We start from the raw sequence: 23,977 nt of genomic DNA, 5'->3' as shown, positions 1-23,977 counted from the left end.
TATAGTATTTTTTTCAAACTTTTTCTGTAACAATTGTTAATTTTATAAATTTATTTTACACAATTTTTTTGCATTAAAAAACCTGCTTCGTTTTCTCAAAGCAGGTTTTTATTAAACTTATTAAAACTCTTTACCGCCGTTTACATTTATATCCGCATCTAAATTTTTATCAATCGCGGCTATTGCGGCTTCAAGTCCTCTCTTTATGTCCTCGAGTGCCATATAAGGAGCCACAGGTGTTCTTCTTGCTACCTGTTCAGGTATAAAAGGAACATGTGTAAATCCACCCTTTATATGAGGATATTTTTTTGCCAATGTATAGAGTACACCATACATCAAATGATTACATACAAAGGTTCCTGCCGTATTAGATACTGTAGCCGGAAGATTTGCCTCTCTGATTGCTTCTACCATGGCCTTTATAGGAAGTGTGGTAAAGTAAGCATTCTCTCCGTCTTCAAAAATCTTTGTATCTATAGGCTGATTGCCCTCATTGTCCTTTATTCTGGCATCATCCACATTAATAGCAACTCTCTCAGGTGTTATCTCAAATCTTCCACCTGCCTGTCCTATACAAAGAACTACATCAGGTTTTTCCTCTTCAATAGCCTTTGCAACTGTGTCTATTGACTTTCTAAAGACAGTAGGTACTTCCAGCTTTACGATATCAAATCTTCCGATTTTATCAGCTACAAGCTTCACTGCCTCAAGCGCAGGATTTATAGCATCACCACCGAAAGGGTCAAAAGCCGTCAATAATAATTTCATATTTTATCCTTTCAAATGCTTATCTAAAAGCACATATATACATCAATACGATGTGAGTAACTAACATAACAATTGCAAAAGGTAATTGCATCTTTATTATTCCATATTTGTTCTTAGTCTCAAGAAGCGCAGCCGGCATAATATTGAAGTTTGCAGCCATAGGTGTCATCAAAGTACCACAATATCCTGCTGTGAGTCCCATAGCACCTACTACTAAAGGATTTGCACCCTGGTTGATAAGGAACGGAATACCGATACCCACTGTAATAACAGAGAATGCTGCAAAACCGTTTCCCATAATTGCCGTAAAAAGTGCCATTGCAAGACAATATACAATAACTGCAATAATTCTGTTGTTATCAGGTATGATTGTCTCAATACCCTTTGCTATAACCTCACCAACTCCTGCTGCAGTAAATACTGCACCGAGAGCTGCCAAAACCTGTGGCAAAAGTCCTACAGGACCTACATTGTCCATAAGTCTTGTACCGTCTTTTACAGCATACTCTTTCTTAGCACCTGTTACTAAGAATACAACTACCAATGCAATCATAGCTGATAATCCAACCGCATTGTTTGCACCGAGCTTCTTCCATACTGTAGCTATAATCCATGCACTGAGTGCAAGTACTAAAGGAGCAATAAATATCTTATTTCCAAGTCTGTCTGCATTTGCTCTTGTCTCTGTAGCTGTAGGTACATCACTTGCGCTCTGTCCTACTTTGCCTATAGCTGTAAGTACCGCCATAAGAATTACACAAATTCCTGTCACAAACTTAGGCGCATACGGTCCTGCTATAAATGTAAAAGCCACAACAAACCAAAAGAATGCGGTAGTGTTTCTGTTGGCAAACTGCTTATCTTTAAGTGCCTTAAGTCCTACCAATATAAAAACAATACCTATACATATAAAGAAAATCTCCGCAACAACCTTTGAAAGGCCCCAGGTTCCGATTTCAGAAAGTTTTAAAACGCTATCCATTATTTACCTCCCCTTGATTTTGCGAGCTTTTTATCATAAAGCAAGAAATACACTGTTCCTACTACTACAGCTGCTATAGCTATAGGAATAGACCACATAGCTACACCAAGCACATCAACATCAATTCCCTGCTCTGTAAGTGTAGATACTATAAGAAGTGTACCTGATGCACCGAGGAAACAGTTCTGACCGAAGAAGTTTCCAAAGTTCTCAACTCCGGCACAAAGTCCCTTAATGTCATCCTCTGTAGCCTCACCAAGATCTCCATACTTTGCTACCGCCGCTCCTCTTGCCATAGGGTGGATAAGAGGTCTGATAAACTGAATATGGCCACCTATACGCAAAGAAGTTGCCGCTGCAAATACACGGATTGCAAGATACAATGTCAAAATTCTACCCGTGGTTGCATTTACAATCTTTTTAATCAAATCTACAGCCTTGTCTTTAAGACCGTATCTCTCGCAAATACCTATTGCAGGTAATGCAAGTACAAAAAGAGTGGATATTCTTTGAGAAATAAATGCATTTCCCAGTACTGTAAGGATCTCCATAGGTGTCATCCCCGACACGAGACCTGTGATAATACCTGCCACTACTACCGTAGCCAGTGTATCGAGCTTTAAAGCAAGACCGACAATCACGACCAGTACACCAATTAATTTAATAATCTCCATAAGCTTCTCACTTTCTAAAAGTTATTTCGCCTCATTTAAAACTGTATAAATTTATGGACAAATATACAGTTCTTTACGATTATCATAGAGTATTTAATATCAAATTGCAATGTTTAATTACAAAATTCTTATAAATATATTTATTATTCATTTAATATAGTGTAACTTTTATTTTGAACTCAAGAACTATACGCTATGTATATATTTCCAACAAGTCTCACCCTTGTGTCAAGTATTGGATACATACTTCTCTGTTTTAATTTTTATATTATATCTTTAATAGATTTATAAAAAAGCATATATTGTCTCAAAAAATATTACTTAATTTCAGTTATAACATTTTCATAGCTTGAATCAAATATTGTTTTAGGATTTTGAGTCCAATTACAAATTTCTTTAGCATAATTTGATACATGATTTGAGAGATAATCCGCCAACTTTCTATCAGTAATATATTTACGATCACAAGCTTTGCAAACCGCTTCATTATTCGATTCAGTTATCGCTTTAGTTAAAAAATATGTCCATATTCCATTTTCAAATTCATCACTTGAATACGAACTTTGTCCTGGATTACATGATAAAAAAATAGAATAACACTTAAACTCACTCGAAATAATTCTAAACTCTTCTTCATTAATATCAGCCAGATTATTTCTTTCATTATCATTCTTAAAAGCTTTAGCACATGCATCTATAAAAATGAGTGCATTCTTGCATTTAGATTTTACTAGCGGGTCTAAGAGTATTTTTCGCAAAGAAACAGCTGTACCAGCTACATTGTATGGATGCATATCATAGGTTGATAAATAATTTGTCACTCCATCATGGAATCCATGACCAACATAGTAAAAAATCAACCTGTCATTTTCAGTTAAACTATGAAACAAATTATAAAAATCGTATTCAAGGGTACTCTTCAAAGCGTCTCCATCCTTATATTCATGAATATCTTCCTGATCCACACCTATTGAGGATATCAGCATTTCTTTAAACCTAGAAGCATCATTCATCGCATATTTCACACTTGGCACCTGATGTTTATAATTTTCAATCGCAATGATTATTGCAATTGTTTTATTGAATTGGGGATTATTTATAGTTTTTCTATCAACAAAATTCGTAGATGCCATCTTGGTAGTTATTGATTCTCTAATATACTTTTGATTATTCAAATATATATCCTCATTACTCTTTCTAACATCAATTGCAAACACAAACTTTTTATCTTTTTTTACCCAATCATATGTCACATCAGGAGTAGGCTTGAGCATTGATATTGCTTTACGGGTTATTTCAACAACATTAAAATCTGTGCTTAATCCCACAATTTTATTTTCTTTAGAATATATTTCTTTTACCCCAAATAAAATCGTCCCTCCATCAGTATTTGCAAATGATGAAATTATTCTTGCCGTTTTCTCCGGCGAAAATGGTATGGCATCAAAATCTAAAGTATCAGATTTAGGATTATTAAATTCAATATTTTCGATATTCATTTGCTTGATTGGTATTTTATTAATCTCTTTCATCTTCAAAAGTTGACCAAGCGTAAATTGTTTAGGTGGTGTAATTCCATCTTCGTACCAAAGCTCTGAATCTACATATTCAAGAACATCAAATTCTGAATCATAATAAAGTCTGATTTTATCATTATCTGAAGGTCTAGCAACTACTTTGATATCATTTCCATTTTTTGTTATACCATCAATAACACTTTCAGAAATCACATCAGCATATGTACAATCATATTCAGGCAATGTGCGAAGATGATTTAGTACATTTTCTACCGATCTTGGAATGAGTGATTTAATGTATTCTCTTTTTTGAGGATCATTTTCCGAAGCTTCAAAAAAATCATTGTTTTTATCATTATTAGGAGCATCATAATATTGTGAAATCTCTTTGTCAGATTTGTCTATATTACACTCTAATGGAATTTCAATACCTTCTTGAAGAAAATAATCTTGTATTTCATTGATTTCGGATCTTAATAAAAAATCCAGTTTATTGTTACTCCCTTCCAACCCCAAATATACACAGAGTATTTCTGACAACTTTAACAATACACTATTTGAATACCATGGTTTGGTTACATAAAGAGTATTCCCATCGAAATGTATATTAACAGATTTCACAAAATCCAATTCATCATATGTGATTTTCAGTTCTTTAGATTGATTTGCCTCTAAATCACTCACTTTTTTCTGCACTAATTCCCACGAGGCATTATTATCCTTATCATCATGCCTTATCCACAATTTTAAATAGGGAGCAATATTCTTTAATTTACTCGTTAATTTGTCACATTTTTCCAAATCATCATGTTTCAAGTTAAACTGATTTTGACTCAAAATTTTTACTTTGAAATAATTTAACATTGTTCTAAGATTTGAATGTGCTTTATTCTTAGCATTTAACCTAATAAAATTATATTGATCCTGAAAAATAGATTCGTTTCCATCTATGAAATAGTGCAGTTCTTCACATTTTATAAAAGTTCCCTTACTGCTTAATAGTAAATTATTCTTCGACCATAATGAGACTAATTTAGTATCATCATTGCTCCAATTTAAACAGCTATCTAATAAAAATGAATAAATTGATTGTATTCTTTTATTGTTTTCTTCTTTTACTTCACCATTTTCTTCAACGTCCAATGAAATTCTTTCAAGAACACGTAAATAATCTTCAAGTTCCAACTGAGTTTTAAAATTGAAAAAAGCTTTCCAATCTTGAGATAATTCCGGTCCATTGAACACAGGTAAATATTTGTCTGCAATAGCACTAATCTCATTAATATTTAAAAATACTTTGCTGGAAACATATAATTTTTGTGAAAGTGTGGGAATACACGCAATTTTTCTTATGAACCATGGAATATAATTTTCTACTTCTACTCCAATATTTTGCCCATCCAGACCAGAGTATCCCCAATAGCCTCTAGCAGTTGATTTTATATTCTTAGAATTAAAGTTATCTATATAATCTTTCCAAAACTTTAATGCTAAGTGATAGTTATTTTCTATATAATGAATATGTTTGATAGAAACTATATTACCAATGCTATTAACAGAAAAGCCTGGATAAGGAAGGGGAGTTTTTAAGAAAATTTCATCAAAATAATTATCATCAATTTCAGAATTCATTGAACTCAACTTATCATTTTTACCTTCATATACAAGTGGGCTAGTTCCTTCAGAAACTCCAAGGATTTTGAAAAATAGTTTCCACTCATCCTTTTCAAGATTGTTTTGACAATAACATTCACTAACAAACATATCCTCATCAAGTACTCCTTCAATTTCTAATCTTGGTTTGTAGAAATTAGATAAATAACATTTTGAAGCTTGTAGTAATGAATTTTTTGTAGTTAATAATTTTATTTCCGATAACTCTTTAAGAAGATCTCCTTTTAAATCTCCTTTTTTGTACAAAGAATATAGCTTTTGAATTGCCGTTATTGCATTCTCTGAATTAATATACTCTCTTACCCGAGGTATAATAGTTTGTGAGATATAAGTTATATCCGTTTTCTCTTTTACACCAAGACTTTCTAGCCAGTTTTTAGTTGCTAAATCCCGTAATAACCAATTTAAGATATCTTTATGGACAAACGATAATTCACTTTCTAAATTATTCCATTCTTCATCATCGCCAACCGGAAAACACACTTGCTTAGGATAATTGAATTTACTTTTATGATCCCAGATAAAAGGAAGATTACATAAATATTCTTTAGTAACATCTTTAACCTTCTCAGATTCACAACATTCTTTCAAAAATTTTATTAAATCAATATTTCTTTGAATTGAGTGAGTATCTTTAAATTTTTCTGAATCTATAAATTCCTTAAAACTTTTCCATTCAAAACTTGATACACCTATTTTTTTTAGCTCACTCCAAAAGCCACATTTTTCAACATAAAATAGGTCTCCCTTATTACCATTCTGTTCGGCAACGAAATTTTTTATAGATTCTTCATCAATAGAACTCTTTTCCGATAAATGTGTAAAATCTATTAATGCCTCGCCAATCTTAATCATAGTATTTTTACGTGATAAAATAAATTTAATTTCTTCTTTGGCTTTGTCTATTCCATTATTAAACGAATTTGCTAAACTATCCGAATGTGCTGTCTTTTTAGGTATTAATTTATATGCTTCAAATGAAATTTTTGTCTGTATCAATTCAGAAATCCACTTAAATATTTCATATGAAATACTCTCAAACAACCATTTGTTCCACTTTGAATCCTTGTGAATACTTTCCCTATTAGCTGAAACAAGAAAACTTGTATTCACCAATACAGGAATGGCATATTGTGTTTCTCCCGTAGGTAAATACGAATATAGAAGTCTATCTTCTTTATTTAACTCTACTATCCTATTTTTATCAATTTGCGCTGCAAAAATCATATCAATGTTATTTGCTTCCAATAATTTTTGAGGAATATTGCGTTCTTCTAAAAGAGACTTTCGTAAATCATTTGAAACATTTAACTTAATATTTTTTATTATCCACTCCTTTTGAGAATTGGTATCATCGCTTAATATCAATCTATTTTTGATGTTTCTATTTATTGTAATAACTTTATCCTCAATAATTATTTCAGTTATATGCTTTAGAAATAAAAACATATTACTATTTTCAGTGAGAACTCTAATAGCATCAATCGTTTCTTGAATATAGTTTATTTTTAGTATTGTTGCAACCTTAGCACCTACTTTAAAAATATAATCTCTAATCTGTTCACTAATCTCCGTGTTCTCTGTATATATCGGAATTATTTGCCAAGGATATTCAAATTTTCTGTTATTGTCTTTTTCCCAGTCTTTTTTTGATTTTTCCCATCTCCATTTAAAATCATAATTTTTATCAAATCTAAAAAATTCTCCGTCCGAATAAATTACGACATAATCTGACTGTCCGAACACTGATTTGAATCCAATGCCCTTATATCCCGTTTTTTTTAGGTCAGATTTTTTAGTTCCGTTATTTATATTACAAATGCCTCTAATATCTCGTGTGTCAAATACTTTACCCGAGTGTGCAACAACTAAATTATCATTAAATATTTTTATCCAAACCTTCACTCCGTTATCATGAAAAGCTGAATCATCAGCATTCTGTAAAAGCTCATAGATAAATCTATTGGCATCTGTATAAAGATCCACCGACAAAGCTGTTAGGGAATCAGCCTGATTTACTGCATGTATTGGAAAAGTATAGTTCGTATTATCTTCAAATATAGCTTTTACTGTCCTCATTAGTTCTGTGTCTTCCATAATATCTCCTCAATCATTGATTGTATGTTATTATCATTTATCACTTTTTTAAGTCAATTTTTTTGTTTACTCTCATTACAACAATAGTGAAATTGTTGCACCTTAAAACTTAGCAAAGCAATCAAGTTCTAAAATTTACTACCTACTCCAATCTGTTCATAAGCTCTAAAATCATATCTACATCTGTAAAAAAAAGATTTATTCCTCTTTTCTTCATAGCGATGACTTCCTTCAACTTTGTCCGAAGTTCTTTATCCAATTTTTTGTGTACTGTAATCGGATTTCCCTGAATCGTATGCACATGATCCAAATAAACCGCTTTGACCGGAAAGGCATTCTGTATCAAAAACGCATTTTCTTCTCCGGCAAATGTCCCAATTATAATCGTGCTACACTTTCCGTTTCTCTTTATTTTAGAAGCAATAATCTTTTTGTATTTTTCTACTTTTGAGCTAATCGGTATCATCCAAAAAATATCTTTATTCTTTGAATCCTCAATTGCATAGTAATGCGGTCGATAATTTCTATTTTCCTTGTTGCTCATTAGAGAGGAATCTGACACATCAGAAAAGAAACGATCCTTTATATGATAAGAATATCCTTGTTTTACCTCCATACAAACCTCCAAAAAAATCCCTCTATCATTTCGATTAGAGGGATTTACGCACTATATTATTTATACCCCACCCATATAGTAAGTGGCTACATTTACACACCGAATTACTTATATCCCACACCAACGGCAAGTGGCTAAATTACACCTCATAATTTTATATCCCGTCCTATGAGAAACGGCTAACATTTACTTGCTTAAATTTTAGCATATGATTCATTTTTTTACAACACCCAAGTTATTAAAATAATACTGCTAAAATAATACTGCAATAATATATTTATTATTCATTTAATATAATGTAACTTTACTTTTGAACTCAAGAACTATAAGCTAAGTATATATTTCCAACAAGTCTCATTAGTCATATTTTATAAATAGTCTGCTTTATTTTGCAATCTCTCCCCCTTGCATAACCATAATATCATCTACAAAAATATCCGGCTCATGTGTTACAATATCAAAATGCCCTTTTGCTTCATGATTGCCTCCAAGCGCTATATTCCTTCCAAATCCTATATGAAATGTTTTATAGGTTGACTCATCTTCAATATAACAGATGCCTTCACATTTTGACTTCGTGTTTAATCCTATTCCAAGTTCTGCGGCACAGTATATTTCTTTATCTCCGAAGCTTTCCATATATTTTTTAAGTCTTGTCGCATCCTCTTTTCCGTTTATCTCAACCAAATAACCATTTTCAAATACCAATTCTATAGGATTTTTTATAGCTCCAAGATATCCAAGCGAACCGTCTGCAATTACAACTCCGTTTGTCATTATCTCTACAATGGGCACATATACTTCAAAGCTTGAAGAAGCCACTCTTCCTCTTCTTGTACAGCTTCCCGCAAATATGCCTGCCTTTCTTCCGGTAATACTAAAAGCAACATTTGTGCCTTTCTTTGTTTTGACTACCACTCTGTCAGCTTTTGTAATTTTTTCAGCTAAGGGTTGTCCCATTCTTTTGGCCACCTTTGGGCTCATTCTGATAAACTCTCTCTCAAATATAGAGCTGCTGTCATTTGTATGCATCGGAAAAGAAAGGAATCTTGAACCTTTTTTCAAGGCGTATTCTACCGCTTCAGTAGTAATAAATGAATAATGTGTGGCGCCTATTATCACATCCGAATAATACATTGTGCCCTTCATTTTTTCTATTACTTCACCCGACTGTACACCGTCTGAGGAAAGTATGGTTATCTTCGGAATAACACCGCACTCAAAGGCTGCCAGCTCAAAAATATCGGCTTCTTTAATATGATTTTCATCGGTTATAAAATGTAATACCTCATTTTCCTTTGCCTCTATCCAGTTTTGTATAATACATCTTGCACCTGCAAGAGCTTTTTCATTATCTTTAATACTGACAGCCACCAAAATACCCCCTATGATATTTTTTTTAATCACTAAAACAGCGCTTTACCCCTGTCCGTAATAAAGACCTGTCCGTTGCAAATATTTTCATGCTCGAAAAAAGCCACTTCCTCAGGGGTAACTTTATTCATTTCTGTAAACCCTTCTCTACATACCGAATCTTTTTCTATATCACATTTACAAAATAATACCGCGCCGCTTGCTCTCCACGGTCTTGCCATATATCCCGGAAGACTTTTATAATTCTTATCCTTATTCTTTTCGATTCTGCATTTATAGAATGTAAATACTCCCTTCGGAGCACATATTATTCCGGGAGATGCCTCCTCTCCCGTATATCCGAGCCATATAAGATTACACCTTATAAAATCGGCTCTTGCATCTTCTTCACCGAAAATACAGTCTACATTACCATAGATATTGCAGTTAATAAATCTTTGCCTGCCATGTCCTGCATATAATGTGTCCTGGCTTGATTTGAAATTACAGTTTACAAATACACAATTATCGGCTTCACAGACCAAAGCCGCCGCTCTCTCTTTATTATGATACTCTCCCACTTTAATTTCAAGGGATAATCTCTCTTCATTTATTTCACATTTACTCTGTCCGTATTCTTCACTGCTGATTTTCTCAATACCGTCTTTTATTTCACTCTCTGTCATATACAGATTAAAAGAGTTTTCAAAGTTTATATTCTCGGCTCTGAAATTATATGCAGATTTTTCAACTATAACAGTTGCGCCCCATCTTTTTGCAAAATGCTTATACTCTCCTTTATTTTCCTCAAAATAGCCCGACTCTCCTATGCTTTTATATTTATAGCCTATTCCGTAATAAAAGCTTATTGTAGGGCTTACCCCCTCTTTTGCTCTCAATAAGATATCAGGTTTTGTAATAATCACCTGCTCAAAGTATTTTTCATCTGTAAGTATTATCTCTATCTTTTTATTAACTGTATTTAGAAAATTAAGAGAGTGCATACACTCTCTTAAACTGCTGTAATCACCGTCTCTTTTTCCGACTTTGATTATTATTTTATTGTCTTCTATTATCAATTAAAACTCACCCCTGTACATTCACAATCCTCAATATTTTCCATAAAAGGATTACTGTCTTTACTGCCTGTAATTTCTATATTTTTTAATATCAGCTTTTTTATATTCTTTGCAAATATTCCTCTTTTACACATAGTCGGGAAATTGTCCATCATTATCGGAACAACAGGCTTGATATTCTCATTCTTATCAAAATTTAATGTAATATTTTCAAGTACAATTTCCTCAACAGGCATCTCAGGCAGTCCATACAAACATGCAAATATATTTTTTACATTTTCACATCTGATATCTCTTGCCGCTATTTTACCGATTTTCGGAGTCTTTTCATTGACTTCCATCTTATCCTGATTTTGTACATAATCGGAATGTCCGTCAGGATCACAGAAATAGAACATATTTGCGGTAAAAGGCATGCATACATCTTTCATAATAATATTCTCAAAACAAATATTATCAAGAACGGATTTCTCTCCTCTGCCTCTTCTGGTCTTTATTCTAAGTCCTCTGTCCGTACCTTCAAATATGCACTTTTCCACGCTTACATCATATACTCCTGCCGCAACTTCGGAACCGATAGTCACACTTCCGTGACCTTTTCTGAATATTGAGTTTCTGATAACTATATTCTTTGCAGGCTTATAATGCTTCAGTGCCATATAGTATTTTCCGCTCTTTATTGCAACACAATCGTCTCCAACAGAAATATCCGCACCAAGTATAAGAACATTTTCACAACTTTCAGGATCAAGTCCGTCAGTATTTGGTGAATTGTCAGGGTTCATAATTGTATTGTTTAAAAACAAAAGATTGTCACTGTAATAAGGATGAACAGTCCATGAAGGTGAATTCATTATACAAAGTCCCTGCATGGCAATGTTTTTACAATTATGTAAAAATACCGTATTCGGTCTCCATGCTATATTTTTCTTCTTTGCATCCTTCCACCAGTCAAGCATACCGGCATTACCGTCCAGTATACCCTCACCGAATATGAGTACATTCTCCACACTTATTCCCGTAATAAGTGCGGCAAAGCAGTCCAGCGGGTTACCTTCCCATGATCCTATATTGTACTCGTCATTCTCATCACTTGACTGTGTCATACCCGGTAGAATCGGATACTTTTTTCTGTCCTTTTCACCGATAAGTATGGCATCCTTATCTATCCACAGATCTATATTGCTCTTTAAAAATACCGGAGTACATAAATATTTTCCCTTAGGAATATAAACTGTACCGTCCTTAGGACAGGCATTTATTGCAGCCTGTATACATACCGAATCAGTCTTTACCCCGTCACCTGCGGCACCAAAATCTTTTACATTAAGAAGTACATATTCATATTCCGTATGAAAGTTTTTTTTATCGGAATCCTCATTCTCGCAAGTGATATATATATTATAATCATTGTCAGGAAGAAGATCAAAAATTGATATAACATTTTTATTTATTGATATTTTCTTTTCACCGTTTATAAAAATATCATATATTTTTTTATTTTCATAAGGAGTATCACAACAGACTTCAATTGTTACACTCCTCTTAAATACCTTTACAATTTCAAAGTCAATCATATGTCATCCCCAACCTTATTATTTCCGTATATGCCATAAGAAGCGGTGCCACTCCCTTTGCTTCATTTTTTACAACCGGTTCAGAGTAATAATACTCTGCGCTTCCGTCCCTGTTTTCCTTGCCTCCAAGTCCGGCTACAAGGCAAATTCCTCCAAGTGAGAGCTCTTCTCCCTCAACACACAGATACCTGTCCAAAATACCGTCAAATATCTTCTTTCCGATATCTTCAAATCTTTTCGGTAAAAGTTTATTTCTTGCCGCTTTCAAGAAAGCATATGAAATAAGCGCACTTCCCGATGTCTCAAGGTAATTGTCTTTATCATCTTTCCTGTCTACAAGCTGATAAAACATTCCGCTATCATCCTGAAACTTAAGCAAATCGTTTGCAAGATTATAAAGCATCTCCTTTAATCTTCTGAATTCATAGTATAATGACTCATCAATGGCAAGTGCCGTATCCACAAGACTTAAGATAAACCATCCTATTGACCTCAACCAAAAATTTTTGCTTAACCCAGTTTTCTTATCACACCAAAGCGACTGCCTTGACTCGTCATAACCGTGATAATACAGCCCTGTATTTGTATCTTTCATTATTCTTTCCACATTTTCAAACTGTGAAAAGCTGTCAATACAAAATCTCATCCTGTTATACTTTGTTTCATACTCCATATAAAATGGCTGTGCCATATAAAGTCCGTCAAGCCAGACCTGATAAGGATAAATTTTCTTATGCCAAAAATTACCTTCATCAGTTCTCGGCATGGTTTTAAGCTGAGAGTATACAGTATCCATGGCTTTTCTATACTTTTTTTTACCTGTAAGTTCAAAAAGCTTAAAAAGATTCTTTCCGGGCCTTATATTGTCGATATTGTAATCTTCTATATCATAGGTATTTATACTTCCGTCCTCGTTTACAAATGCGGATACAAAATCATCGCAAAAGTTCAGATACTTTTTATCTTTCTTTATTTCATAAAGTTCAAGATATGCGCTTATCATGCAGGCGTCAATATAATTCCACTTATTTTTGCTTCCGCTTCTAATACGTTCTATATTCCACATCGGTGAAGAGGCATCCGAGTTTTCCAATAAAAAATCAATATATTTATCAAGTAATATATATTTTTCTTTTTTTACCATATTAACCCTTTACTCCACCTGCCGATATTCCCTCTACAAACTGATTCTGTGCTATAAAGAATATAATTATTGAAGGTAGAATCGAAATAAGTGATGTTGAAAGTATCCTGTTCCATGCAAATCCTGCATCCGAGTCCATTGCAAGCTTTACAAATATTGTTGCAGGATATTTTGCAGGATTGTTTACATACAAAAGCGGTCCAAGGAAGTCATTGCTTGCCCACATAAATTTAAAAAGTGCGCATGAAACAAGTGCCGGCTTTAACATAGGAACTATTACCTTTATCAAAGTCTGTATTTCATTACATCCGTCAATCTTTGCCGCTTCTTCAAGCTCCTTAGGTATATTTCTTAAAAACTGAATAAGCATAAATACAAAATATGTCTCGGTAGCAAACATTGAAGGAACAATGAGCGGCAGATAAAGCTTTGATCCTACCCAGCCGAAAATATTGTACATAATATATTGCGGTACATTTAAAACCACCTGTGGCAGGAAAAGTGTTGACATAAGTATTGCAAATAATACACTTCTTCCGAAGAATTTAAATCTTCCGAAACCATATGCCGTTAAAGTGGATGAAACTATTGTAAATATTACGGCAGGTATAACATATGAATAGGTATTTAACATCGCCTTCCATATATTTATATCACCGCCATAGTTTTTCATTGCATTTAAATATCCTTCAAATGTAGCCTTTTTCGGAAGAATATTAAGCCCTGAGAATATCTCATTATTCGGCTTAAATGTGGCTCCGATCATCCATAAAAGCGGATATATCATAAATATTCCTACCGCTATCAAAACGGTGTACCTTATCACAACTTGTATAGTTCTTTTTGTCTTCAGGCTCATTTTTATCTCTCCTCATCCGCATAATAAACCCAACGTTTTTGTGAATAGAATGCTATCGCTGTCAAAACAAGTAAAATAACAAACAATACCCATGCCTGAGCACTTGCCTTACCCATCTGATAGTTTTTAAATGCATTGTTGTATATCAAAAGTGACATCAGAGTAGTTGAACCTCTAGGTCCACCCTGTGTAATGATATAAGGTCCGTTAAACTCCTGGAATGCCTGTACAAGCTGAGTTATCAGATTATAAAATATTACAGGTGTGATAAGCGGTACCGTAACAGAGAAAAACTGTTTCCACTTTCCCGCACCGTCAATTGATGCCGCCTCATAAAGTTCAGCCGGAACTCCTTTAAGTGCAGCAAGGAATATAACCATCGCCGAACCGAACTGCCACATTCTAAGCAGTGATATGGAAAACAATGCCCAGTTCGGATCAGAGAAAAAGCTCGGTGCATGAAGTCCAATCATTGCAAATGCTGTCTGAATAAGTCCTTCATCTTTAAACAGTGCCTTCCAAAGTACTGAAATAGCTACAGAACCTCCAAGGATTGAAGGAATATAGTATGCGGTTCTGAAAAAGTTTACACCCTTTATCTTAAAGTTTAATATATATGCGATAAACAGTGCGGCTACAAGCTTTAGCGGTACCGTTATAAATGCATATTTAAAAGTCACAATCAAAGCCTTGAGCTCGTTTTTATTTGTAAATACATCTACATAATTTTCTACAGTATACTTTGATATTCCCTTAAACAGGTGAAAATCCGTAAAGCTGAAATAAAGTGATGATGCAAAAGGATAGAGCTTAAAAACGCAGAATCCTATAAGCCATGGTAATATAAAAAGAAAACCTATATTATTTTTCAAAACTTTTTTAAATGTCTTATTTTTCAAAACAATTCTCCTTATAAAAGGGGGCTGTAAAACTACGGCCCCCTCTGTCAGATTAAAAATATTTATTTTGCAAACTTAGTTGCTTACATTGCTAAATCCGTCAAAGAGCATCTTTGCCCCGTCCTCGGCACTGTAATCTCCATAGCTTACACCGCCGAATACTTCTGTATAAAGTCCGGTTGAACCCTTAAGTGATGAATCATCAAATTTAGGACTCATACTGAACTCTGCCGCTTCAAGCACCTTCTTATGTGCATCACCTGTCATAGGATTTATTTTATCTGCCTTTGTAAGCTGCTCAAGAGCCACCTTTGAAGCCGGTATTCCTCTTTCTGTACCGATTATCTCTATACCTTCAGGATCGTTTACAAGGAAATTAAGTAACATTGCAGCTTCCTTCGGATGCTGTGATTTTGCAGATATTGCATAAAGCATTGATATCTTTGTGAATACACCTGTGTTGCTTCCGTCGGCAAGATCCTTAAATTCTTCACCTACAACAAGTTCTCTTGCATCTCCCAATGCCTTTTTAAACTTGCTTGCCGAGCTGTCCCACTCTAAAATACCTGCATATTTTCCGCTGATAAACTTCTCGTTTACATCAAAGCTTGCCGCACCGTCACCGTCTATAGTTTTTATTGAAGGAATAACATGATCCGCCTCAAGTGACTGAATAAACTCTATGCCGTCCTTTATCTGATCCTCAGTGAAGTTGAACTTTCCTTCGTCACTGAAGATTGCTTCTTTATATTTAGCTTGAAGATAGTATGTCATAAAAATTGCTCTGTCATACTGTCCCATTGTCAAAGGATAATAATCATCTCCAAGTTTCTCTTTAAATGTGGCACCTGCCGCTCTAAGATCTGCAAGAGACTTAGGTGTATCAATACCCGCCTCGTCAAATGTTGTCTTATCCCAGTAGAAAATTCTTCCGGTCTCGGCTATAGGCACACCTGCAAGTCCACCCTTTGAATCCTTTGATCTGTCAAGAAGTGCGCTGTCATACTGAGTAAGATCTATAACATCGGATACAGTGTTTAAATCAAGGAATGTATCACCGTTTGCATCATAGTTGCTGATCCAGTCCATATTGATCTGTGAAAGATCTGCCGCCGTACCTGACTGGAACTCTAAGGCTCTTGCGGGCTCCCAGTCTGTCCATGCACCGAAGTTTACTTCAACCTTGATATCAGGATTCTTTGCCATAAAAGCGTCTACTGCCTTTTGGGTTGCCTCATGTCTGGAATCTCCGCCCCACCAGTTAAATGTGATTGTAACAGGACCTGAAGATCCGTCTTCACTCTTTGCTGTTGTACTCTCTCCGGTTTGTGCTTCCTTTGAAACATCCTTACCTACATTTCCTGTACACGCTGTTAATGAACCTGCCAATAAAACAGCCATTGCCAAACTTAACTTTTTCATCATAATTCTCCTCTTTTTTTATTATAAATATTTATTTTTATAATTTCTTATAACAAAGCAAATCACTGTCACAGACATAACTGTTATAGAAATATTGCTTACCATCATTACTATACCTATACTTGCATCTTTTAAATTTGTAAAATTTTGAAGAAAGTAAAGTACCGGTATTCTGAATACAAAGACTCTTGACACATTTAAAATCATCGTTATCCTTGTCTTTCCCAAACCGTAAAGTAATGACATCACTGCCGCATTGACTCCCAGGAATAACGAGCCTACGGCTTCGTATCTGTAAACTTCTTTGATCATTTTTGCAAAATGAATATCTCCTCCTGCAAAAATATTACTTAAGAAATCCAGTCCCAGTAAAGTTGCCGTGCATATTATAAATCCCATTACGGTATTTACAATTGCAGTATTATAAAATGCGCTTAACACTCTCCTATATTTGCCTGCACCGAAGTTCTGGCTTATTATTGCACTGCTGCCGTCTTGAAATCCGTTTTGCGGTGATGTTGTAATTCCTCCAAGAGTATTTGATACTCCCAATGCTCCAACCATCAAAGCTCCGTATACGGTACTCATGCTGTTTATAAGGGTCTTTCCCAAAGAAAAGAATATCTTTTCCGCCACAACAGGAATTGAAAGCAGATACATATCATTTACCACATTTTTTCTAAAGCTGATAAACTTTAAATCAAATGAGAAAATACTTTCTTTTCCAAGACTGTTGTATATTGCAAATATAAGCAATATACTCTGAGACAATAAGGTGGCAATTGCAATCATATGCAATCCGCCGTTGAATATGTATACAAATATTGCTGTAAGTATAAGCTTTGATACCAGTACAAGCATATTCATCCACAGTATTCTTGATGTATTCCCCCTTGACCTCTCCACTGCAATATAAATATTATTTATAAAACTTACAGCCATGGTCAAAATTTCAATACTGAAATATGAGGCACCGGCTTTTATAAGTATATCCGGTGTTGCCGCCAGTTTTAAAAACGGTTCTGTCAGCGGAATGAATACAGCCAACATCAAAACCGCAAATACTGCAGCTGTCAAATAAACAGTACTTACTCTTTTTTTGACCATATCATAGTCGCCCTCTCCGAATGCACTCGAAATCTTTATTCCGGCACTTACTGAAAGACCGCCTGATATGGCAGACAATAAAGCTATAAGCTGTGACAAATATGCTACCGCGGAAACCGATTCGGCATTTATATGGGCAGCCATTATTGTATCAAATATTTTGAACAACTGACTGAGTCCCTGATATATCGCCAGCGGCATACCTGTATAAATAACCAATGCAAGCATATCACCATTTAAACTTCTCTCTCTAAATGCTTCATCCCTGCTACATTTGATACTTTCACTCATACTTTTGCCTTTCGTTTAACTAATTTATACAACAGCTTAAGCCAAAAAACCAACTGAAAATAGTGCAAAACAAAGCAAACTACTGTTTTTTTGTTATTTTTAATTAAGTACTGTGTTATAATATAATTTAATACGGGTAGAAACCGTTAATTATAATTGGTGATTTTAAGGAGGTCTTATGAGAGTATCAAATTCCGATATTGACAGAATTTATGTGAACATCGCGACCAGAAATAACAGCTATAAATTTAATATGCCTGACAATCACTTTCATATGTATTATGAATTATATTATTGCAAGGCTTCAAAATGTACTTTTTTCATCGAAAATCAGATGCTTGAGATGAATTCCGGAGATTTTTTGCTTATTCCGCCAAGAGAAATGCACTATACCAAATATACTTCCGATACTCCATGTGTGAGAATAAATATTTACTTTAAGTACAGCGATCTTGTCGACAATATTTATATAAACAATGACACTTTTAAAAACTATTTTTCAAGCAAAGAGGTATTCCATGTGCCTGCAGCCTATCAAGGTAAAATAAATGAGCATCTGCAAAGTATGCTTACGGAGGATAAGCTTGATGATGAACACAGCTCAAAAACTCTCAGGCTTTTATTGAAAGAATTATTCCTGTACTGTATCAGACTCTGCTCTTTTAACCGCTCTACACCGGCTATTATAAATACCACTGACGAGCATATGCTGACATTGGCAAAGTATATCACGGACAATTATGATAAACCTCTAACTCTTGACGATATTGCGGATATGGCAGGTCTAAGTTATACATACTTCAGTAAAAAATTTAAAAACACTACAGGAATGAGATTTAAAGAATATCTGAACTATGTAAGGTTAAAGCAGGCCGCCACAAAGCTTGCCACCACAAAACTTACCGTAACGGATATAGCAATTAGCTGCGGATTCAATGACAGCAACTACTTTAAGGACGTCTTTAAAAAAACCTACGGTCTTTCTCCCAGACATTACAGAAAATCAAGTGATGCACAGATTGATGAATAAATTATGTCCAAATTTTTAATAAATACTTACACTCTTCTACATTTATTATCTTGTATTTAATGTTACTATTATTATAAGCTTTACACTTGATTGTTTTATTAGGAGGATGAGTATATGAAAAATAGATCAAGTTTTTGTAAGGTAAGCGCTGGTATGTTGATATTTGCCCTCAGCACACCTGCCTTACTTGTTGGATGTTCAGGCCCACAGCCTAAAACCGAAGGTGCAATTTATGATACCGGAAAGGTAGCTGAATATGCCGCTCCTTATGTAAGTTATGATACAAATTATAATACAGAGGAATACAATGCTGTTGATGAAAGTAACTTCAAAGCTGTAGCTACTTCACCACTTTCCACATTTGCAGCTGATGTGGATACCGCATCATATGCAAATATCAGGCGTTTCGTAAATTCGGGAGAATTGCCTCCGGCCGATGCGGTAAGGATTGAGGAAATGCTGAATTATTTCCACTATGACTATCCGCAGCCAAATGAGGGTGAGCCATTCTCGGTAACTACTGAGATTTCCGCATGTCCATGGAATCCCGACACCAAGCTGATGATGGTAGGAATGCAGGCTAAAAGTATGGAGGAGCTTGAAAAGAAACCTTCAAATCTTGTATTCCTTATAGATGTATCGGGATCTATGGAGGAACCGAACAAATTACCGCTTGTTAAAAATGCATTCTTGCTTCTTTGCGAACAGTTAAAAGAAAATGATACTGTTTCCATAGTTACATATGCAGGAAGCGATCAGGTTGTACTTGAAGGTGCAAAGGGATCGGATTCAAAAGAAATAATGGCTGCTATAGAAGATTTGGAAGCCGGAGGAAGTACTGCAGGATCTGAGGGTATAAAGACTGCTTATGAAATTGCCGGAAAATACTTTAAAGCAGACGGAAATAACAGAGTTATACTTGCTACCGACGGTGATCTGAATGTCGGAATCACAAGTGAAGGCGAACTCACAAGGCTTATAAAGAAAGAAAAAGAAAGCGGTGTATTTCTTTCCGTTCTGGGATTCGGTACTGAGAATATAAAGGACAACAAGATGGAGGCACTGGCTGACAACGGAAACGGAAATTATTCATATATCGATTCAAGATTTGAAGCAAAGAAAGTACTTTCAGAAGAGCTTGGTGCAAACTTCTTTACTGTAGCAAAGGATGTAAAGTTCCAATTGGAATTTAACCCTAAATTTATAAAGGGATACAGACTGATAGGCTATGAAAATCGTATCTTGGATGATGAGGACTTTAAGGATGACACCAAGGATGGCGGTGAAATAGGCTCAGGACATAGAGTAACCGTATTATATGAAATAGTTGACAATGATTCACCTATGGAAATAGGTTCAGACCTTAAATATCAAACCGGTGTCACTAATGATTCAAATGATCTTTTAAATATTGCAGTAAGATATAAGGAGCCTGATTCCGAAACAAGTAAAGAATTAAACTATCCTGTTACAACTGAATCCATCAAAACTGAGATGTCAGATAATATGAAGTTCGCCGCCGCGGTGGCTGAGACCGGCATGTTACTTCGTGATTCGGAGTTTAAGGGCAAATCAAGTTATGACAGCGTTGTGTCATTACTTGATTCAATTCCCAATATCAAGAGCGATACAAGTAAGTTGGAATTTTTATTACTTGTAAAAAAGATGGCTACATTGACGAAAGAACAATAAAAATAATAATCAAATAAAACTATACTTCCTCCCCGCATTCAAAAACATATCTATCTTTTCATCAGTTGTTGCGAGGGGGAGGTTACACCCGGGAGTAAGCATAAATCCTTTTTTACATTTCTTTCCGGCAAGAATACATCTCTTTACTTCATCTTCTATATTTTTCTGTGTTCCGTTGCAGATTGTGTAAACCGGTGCCACATTCCCTGCAATCATCTTTGAATCTGCAAAAAACTCACAAGTTTCATCTATATCTATCTCATTGTCCACACTAAAGAGGCCTATATCCAGATTTTTTACATGTTCCCACACCTTTTTTGTATTACCGCAAACATGATAGCTTGGTGCTCTGCCTGATTTTTCCTTAATATAAGAGCTGATTTCCAAAGTGTATGGATATGCAAAGTCCTTATACATTTTTGGGCTTATCATAGTACATGAGGCTATAGGATCCGCCATTGAAAAACCTATATCCAATACATTAAAAATATCCACGACCTTTTTTACATTATCTGTTATATATCTCAAAAATTCATGCACCTTATCAGGTGATTTTATCATAGCTTTTAAAAGTTTATCTGTTCCAAGTACAAATCCTGCCAAAGTTAGCGGTCCTGATACAGAAGCTCCCACTCCACAAAATCCGTCTGCAACTTCTCGTAGCCTTGCAGTCGCATTATAATACATCTTTAAGTTTCCGCTATCAAGTGTGATATCCTTTAGCTTATAGACCTCATCAATACTGTTTATAGGATGACTCTCAACATATATCAGCCCCTGCTCGGGGTAGTGCGGCACTACTCCCATTGCCTCTGCAATGCCGTAGGCATTTGGACCTACTCCCATTCCGTCCAGACCGAATCGGTTCATAGACACTATATCTCCCATCACAAGACTGTCTTCATTTCTCCAATACTCTCTGGTATTTTTTCCTATAAGTCTTGCCTTTATCTCGCCCAAAAAAGGATCCATCATTATTCTGTCATAATCTCTTTTTTCAGCTATTGCTTTTGCTCTTTCCATAGGTGTCATCTTATCATTAGGATGAATCTTAAGTTCCATATATTTTCTCCATTATCAATCAAATCTCAAAGCCTTTGCAAATATTTTTTCATACTCTTCAAGCTTTGAAAGTTCAAAATACTCAGTCTCCACAGAGATTTCAGTCATATACTCTATCGCATTTTTATCAAGAAGAGCCATATATGCTCCGGTCAAAGAGGTATTTCCAAGGTATTCCACCTTTCCCTCAAATTCCTTAGGCAATAGTCCCACTCCAAAGAAAGAGTCCATACTTATATACTTACCGAACTGCCCGGCTATACACACTCTTGTTATATCACAGGTTTCAATGCCGGCCTTTTTTATAAGTGCCCTTATTCCTGAAAGTATCGCTCCCTTGGCAAGCTGTACCTGCCTTATGTCTTTTGCTGTAAAATACAGATTATCATTTATTTTTATAAAAGGCTTACCGGAATCGTCTGCTTTAATAAAACTATGATTACTGTCAAGACATTTTTTATCTATAGCACCCATTTTATTTATAAACCCTGACTTTAAAAGCTCCCTTACCATAGAAAGTACACCGCTGCCACATATTCCGATTGGATCTGTATTTCCGATAGTAGTATAAGAGATATCGGCCTCATCAATGTGAAAATCATCTATCGCACCTATTCCTGCTCTTATACCGCATGAAATATTCATACCTTCAAGTGCAGGTCCTATAGCACATGAGGTGGCTAGAAGATTATTATCTGTTTTTAGAAGCATTTCACCATTTGTTCCGATATCTATAAAAAGTATATTTTTATCTTTATCATCACAAATACCGCTTGCATATACTCCGGATACTATATCTGAACCCAAAAATCCTGATATATGCGGTAAAGTTATAAGTGTAGCATCAAGATCAATACCGATATCTTTTGCACATACTCTTTTTACTTCTGTAAATCTAGGTAAAAACGGAAATTTACCAAGGCTCTCCACACTCTCTCCAAGTAAGATATGACACATTGTAGTATTTGCTGAAACTGCAAGTTCCGCTATATCCTCTCTCCTTATCTTGCTTTCATCAAGTAATTTATTTATAAGCGTATTCAAAGTATCTACTATACTTTTTTGCAAAGTAGAAAGTCCTTCCGGATTTTCCAAGGTAAATGCAATTCTGCTCATCACATCAAAGCCGAATTTAACCTGTGAGTTCACATCGGCAACCTTTGAAATAATCTTAGCATTCTTTAAATCTATAAGCTCCATAGCCACTGTAGTAGTTCCTATATCTATAGCTATTCCGTACTTTTCTTGTATATTTGTATGTATGATTTTAGGTGTAAAACTTTCGGTAAGTACGATACTTTCAGGCTTTTTTTCTGATTCAAAAGATTTTAATATAAACTCTTTATCAACTTCATCTATGGAATGCATACAGGCAAGCCTATATCCGGATTTTATATTTTCTTCTCCCAAAAGTTTTCTCTCACTTATGGAAACATCCGTACTTTCAAGCTTTATCTTGCATTTTCCACATACACCAAGTCCATTGCATGCAGCATCTATATGAATATTTTTCTCTCTTAAAAACTCCAATATCGTCATATTTAATCCAATCTGAAAGCTGTAATCCTACCAATTTCACCACGAAAATGTATACATATGCCGGCTGTTATACTCTCTCCATGTTTTGATAATAAAGCCTCAACTATTGAGGAATAACCGCCTTCAAGTTCTATCTGCTTAAAGTAAAATTCTCCATATGATTTCAATAGATTACTAAGTCTTGGGCATAGATGAAGTCTACAATCATTAGACTCACATAAATCCTTTAATTTATATATAAGATTTAGCAAAATAGTATCAATATATACTCTTGCACCTTTTTTACCCAAAAATTCAATACTTGATAGCGGATCGGCAAGACTTATTATTTTAAATCCATATGATATTGCTGTATCTACTCTTTTTATCAGCTCGGTTTCTATCTCATAGATTTTTTCTTTTATAATATCTTTGGCTTCATCCGATAACCTGTCATATTTTATTAAGTACTTATATACAGTATTAAGCTCACCGATATTATCAAAAGTCTGTAATATGCCTTCAAGTTCATATACATTCTCTTTATATAATTTATTATAAACATCATCTGCCGGATATTTATTATTATCGTGACAAAATAATATATCTCTCATTA

General features: G+C 34.7%; 18 protein-coding genes. 2 read left to right on the top strand and 16 right to left on the bottom strand.

Annotated elements, in window-relative coordinates:
• Window positions 1–120 precede the first annotated feature (120 nt).
• The 13 genes from pcp to HMPREF1135_RS13055 form a co-directional block, all read right to left on the bottom strand.
• Window positions 121–768 (bottom strand): pyroglutamyl-peptidase I, encoded by a 648-nt coding sequence (pcp, locus tag HMPREF1135_RS13115; RefSeq protein ID WP_007595985.1) that lies wholly within the window; start codon window positions 766–768, stop codon window positions 121–123.
• 19 nt (window positions 769–787) lie between these two features.
• Window positions 788–1,750, bottom strand: coding sequence for a DUF979 domain-containing protein (locus HMPREF1135_RS13110; protein ID WP_007595983.1), 963 nt, complete (start codon window positions 1,748–1,750; stop codon window positions 788–790).
• Window positions 1,750–2,424, bottom strand: coding sequence for a DUF969 domain-containing protein (locus HMPREF1135_RS13105; protein WP_007595981.1), 675 nt, complete (start codon window positions 2,422–2,424; stop codon window positions 1,750–1,752). Before HMPREF1135_RS13105 ends, HMPREF1135_RS13110 begins: the two co-directional genes overlap by 1 nt.
• A 317-nt stretch (window positions 2,425–2,741) precedes the next feature.
• Window positions 2,742–7,712 carry a sacsin N-terminal ATP-binding-like domain-containing protein gene (locus tag HMPREF1135_RS13100; protein WP_007595979.1) on the bottom strand — a complete coding sequence of 1,657 codons (4,971 nt, stop codon included), beginning with the start codon at window positions 7,710–7,712 and terminating at the stop codon, window positions 2,742–2,744.
• A 142-nt stretch (window positions 7,713–7,854) separates the two neighbouring features.
• A complete protein-coding gene (gene cptIN / locus HMPREF1135_RS13095) occupies window positions 7,855–8,328 on the bottom strand; it encodes a type III toxin-antitoxin system CptIN family toxin (protein WP_007595977.1) in 474 nt (157 codons plus the stop codon).
• Between the two features lie 384 nt (window positions 8,329–8,712).
• Entirely contained in the window at window positions 8,713–9,702 is a 990-nt protein-coding gene (locus HMPREF1135_RS13090; protein WP_007595976.1) for a hypothetical protein, read from the bottom strand.
• A gap of 32 nt (window positions 9,703–9,734) precedes the next feature.
• Window positions 9,735–10,760, bottom strand: coding sequence for a pectinesterase family protein (locus HMPREF1135_RS13085; RefSeq protein WP_007595975.1), 1,026 nt, complete (start codon window positions 10,758–10,760; stop codon window positions 9,735–9,737).
• On the bottom strand, window positions 10,757–12,337 hold the full coding sequence (locus tag HMPREF1135_RS13080; RefSeq protein ID WP_007595974.1) for a glycoside hydrolase family 28 protein: 1,581 nt from the start codon (window positions 12,335–12,337) through the stop codon (window positions 10,757–10,759). The genes HMPREF1135_RS13085 and HMPREF1135_RS13080 overlap by 4 nt, the downstream gene beginning before the upstream one ends.
• Window positions 12,330–13,481, bottom strand: coding sequence for a glycoside hydrolase family 88/105 protein (locus HMPREF1135_RS13075; RefSeq protein ID WP_007595973.1), 1,152 nt, complete (start codon window positions 13,479–13,481; stop codon window positions 12,330–12,332). Before HMPREF1135_RS13075 ends, HMPREF1135_RS13080 begins: the two co-directional genes overlap by 8 nt.
• 1 nt (window position 13,482) lies before the next feature.
• The gene (locus HMPREF1135_RS13070) at window positions 13,483–14,340 is read right to left on the bottom strand and encodes a carbohydrate ABC transporter permease (RefSeq protein ID WP_007595972.1); all 858 of its coding nucleotides are present in this window, start codon (window positions 14,338–14,340) and stop codon (window positions 13,483–13,485) included.
• A gap of 2 nt (window positions 14,341–14,342) precedes the next feature.
• Window positions 14,343–15,239 carry a carbohydrate ABC transporter permease gene (locus tag HMPREF1135_RS13065; protein WP_007595971.1) on the bottom strand — a complete coding sequence of 299 codons (897 nt, stop codon included), beginning with the start codon at window positions 15,237–15,239 and terminating at the stop codon, window positions 14,343–14,345.
• 75 nt (window positions 15,240–15,314) lie between these two features.
• Window positions 15,315–16,664, bottom strand: coding sequence for an ABC transporter substrate-binding protein (locus tag HMPREF1135_RS13060; RefSeq protein ID WP_007595970.1), 1,350 nt, complete (start codon window positions 16,662–16,664; stop codon window positions 15,315–15,317).
• 18 nt (window positions 16,665–16,682) lie between these two features.
• Complete coding sequence (locus HMPREF1135_RS13055) at window positions 16,683–18,059, bottom strand: MATE family efflux transporter (RefSeq protein WP_007595969.1); 1,377 nt, start codon at window positions 18,057–18,059, stop codon at window positions 16,683–16,685.
• 178 nt (window positions 18,060–18,237) lie between these two features.
• Between HMPREF1135_RS13055 and HMPREF1135_RS13050 the strand changes: the two genes are divergently transcribed.
• Complete coding sequence (locus tag HMPREF1135_RS13050) at window positions 18,238–19,089, top strand: AraC family transcriptional regulator (protein WP_007595968.1); 852 nt, start codon at window positions 18,238–18,240, stop codon at window positions 19,087–19,089.
• 114 nt (window positions 19,090–19,203) lie between these two features.
• Entirely contained in the window at window positions 19,204–20,781 is a 1,578-nt protein-coding gene (locus tag HMPREF1135_RS13045; RefSeq protein ID WP_007595966.1) for a vWA domain-containing protein, read from the top strand.
• A gap of 9 nt (window positions 20,782–20,790) precedes the next feature.
• On the opposite strand, the gene HMPREF1135_RS13040 is transcribed toward HMPREF1135_RS13045, so the two are convergent.
• Genes HMPREF1135_RS13040 through HMPREF1135_RS13030 form a run of 3 tightly spaced genes read right to left on the bottom strand, consistent with a single transcriptional unit; the run spans window position 20,791 to window position 23,975 of the window.
• Entirely contained in the window at window positions 20,791–21,843 is a 1,053-nt protein-coding gene (locus HMPREF1135_RS13040) for a methylcobamide--CoM methyltransferase (protein WP_007595965.1), read from the bottom strand.
• A 15-nt stretch (window positions 21,844–21,858) separates the two neighbouring features.
• Window positions 21,859–23,382 carry an ASKHA domain-containing protein gene (locus tag HMPREF1135_RS13035; protein WP_007595962.1) on the bottom strand — a complete coding sequence of 508 codons (1,524 nt, stop codon included), beginning with the start codon at window positions 23,380–23,382 and terminating at the stop codon, window positions 21,859–21,861.
• 2 nt (window positions 23,383–23,384) lie between these two features.
• Window positions 23,385–23,975, bottom strand: a complete 591-nt coding sequence (locus HMPREF1135_RS13030) for a hypothetical protein (protein ID WP_007595959.1) — start codon at window positions 23,973–23,975, stop codon at window positions 23,385–23,387.
• Window positions 23,976–23,977: the final 2 nt, after the last annotated feature.

This window comes from Lachnoanaerobaculum sp. OBRC5-5 (genome assembly GCF_000296385.1).
Classification (GTDB): domain Bacteria; phylum Bacillota; class Clostridia; order Lachnospirales; family Lachnospiraceae; genus Lachnoanaerobaculum.
The sequence above is the reverse complement of the archived record's forward strand: the minus strand, read 5'-3'. Positions and strand labels throughout refer to the sequence as shown.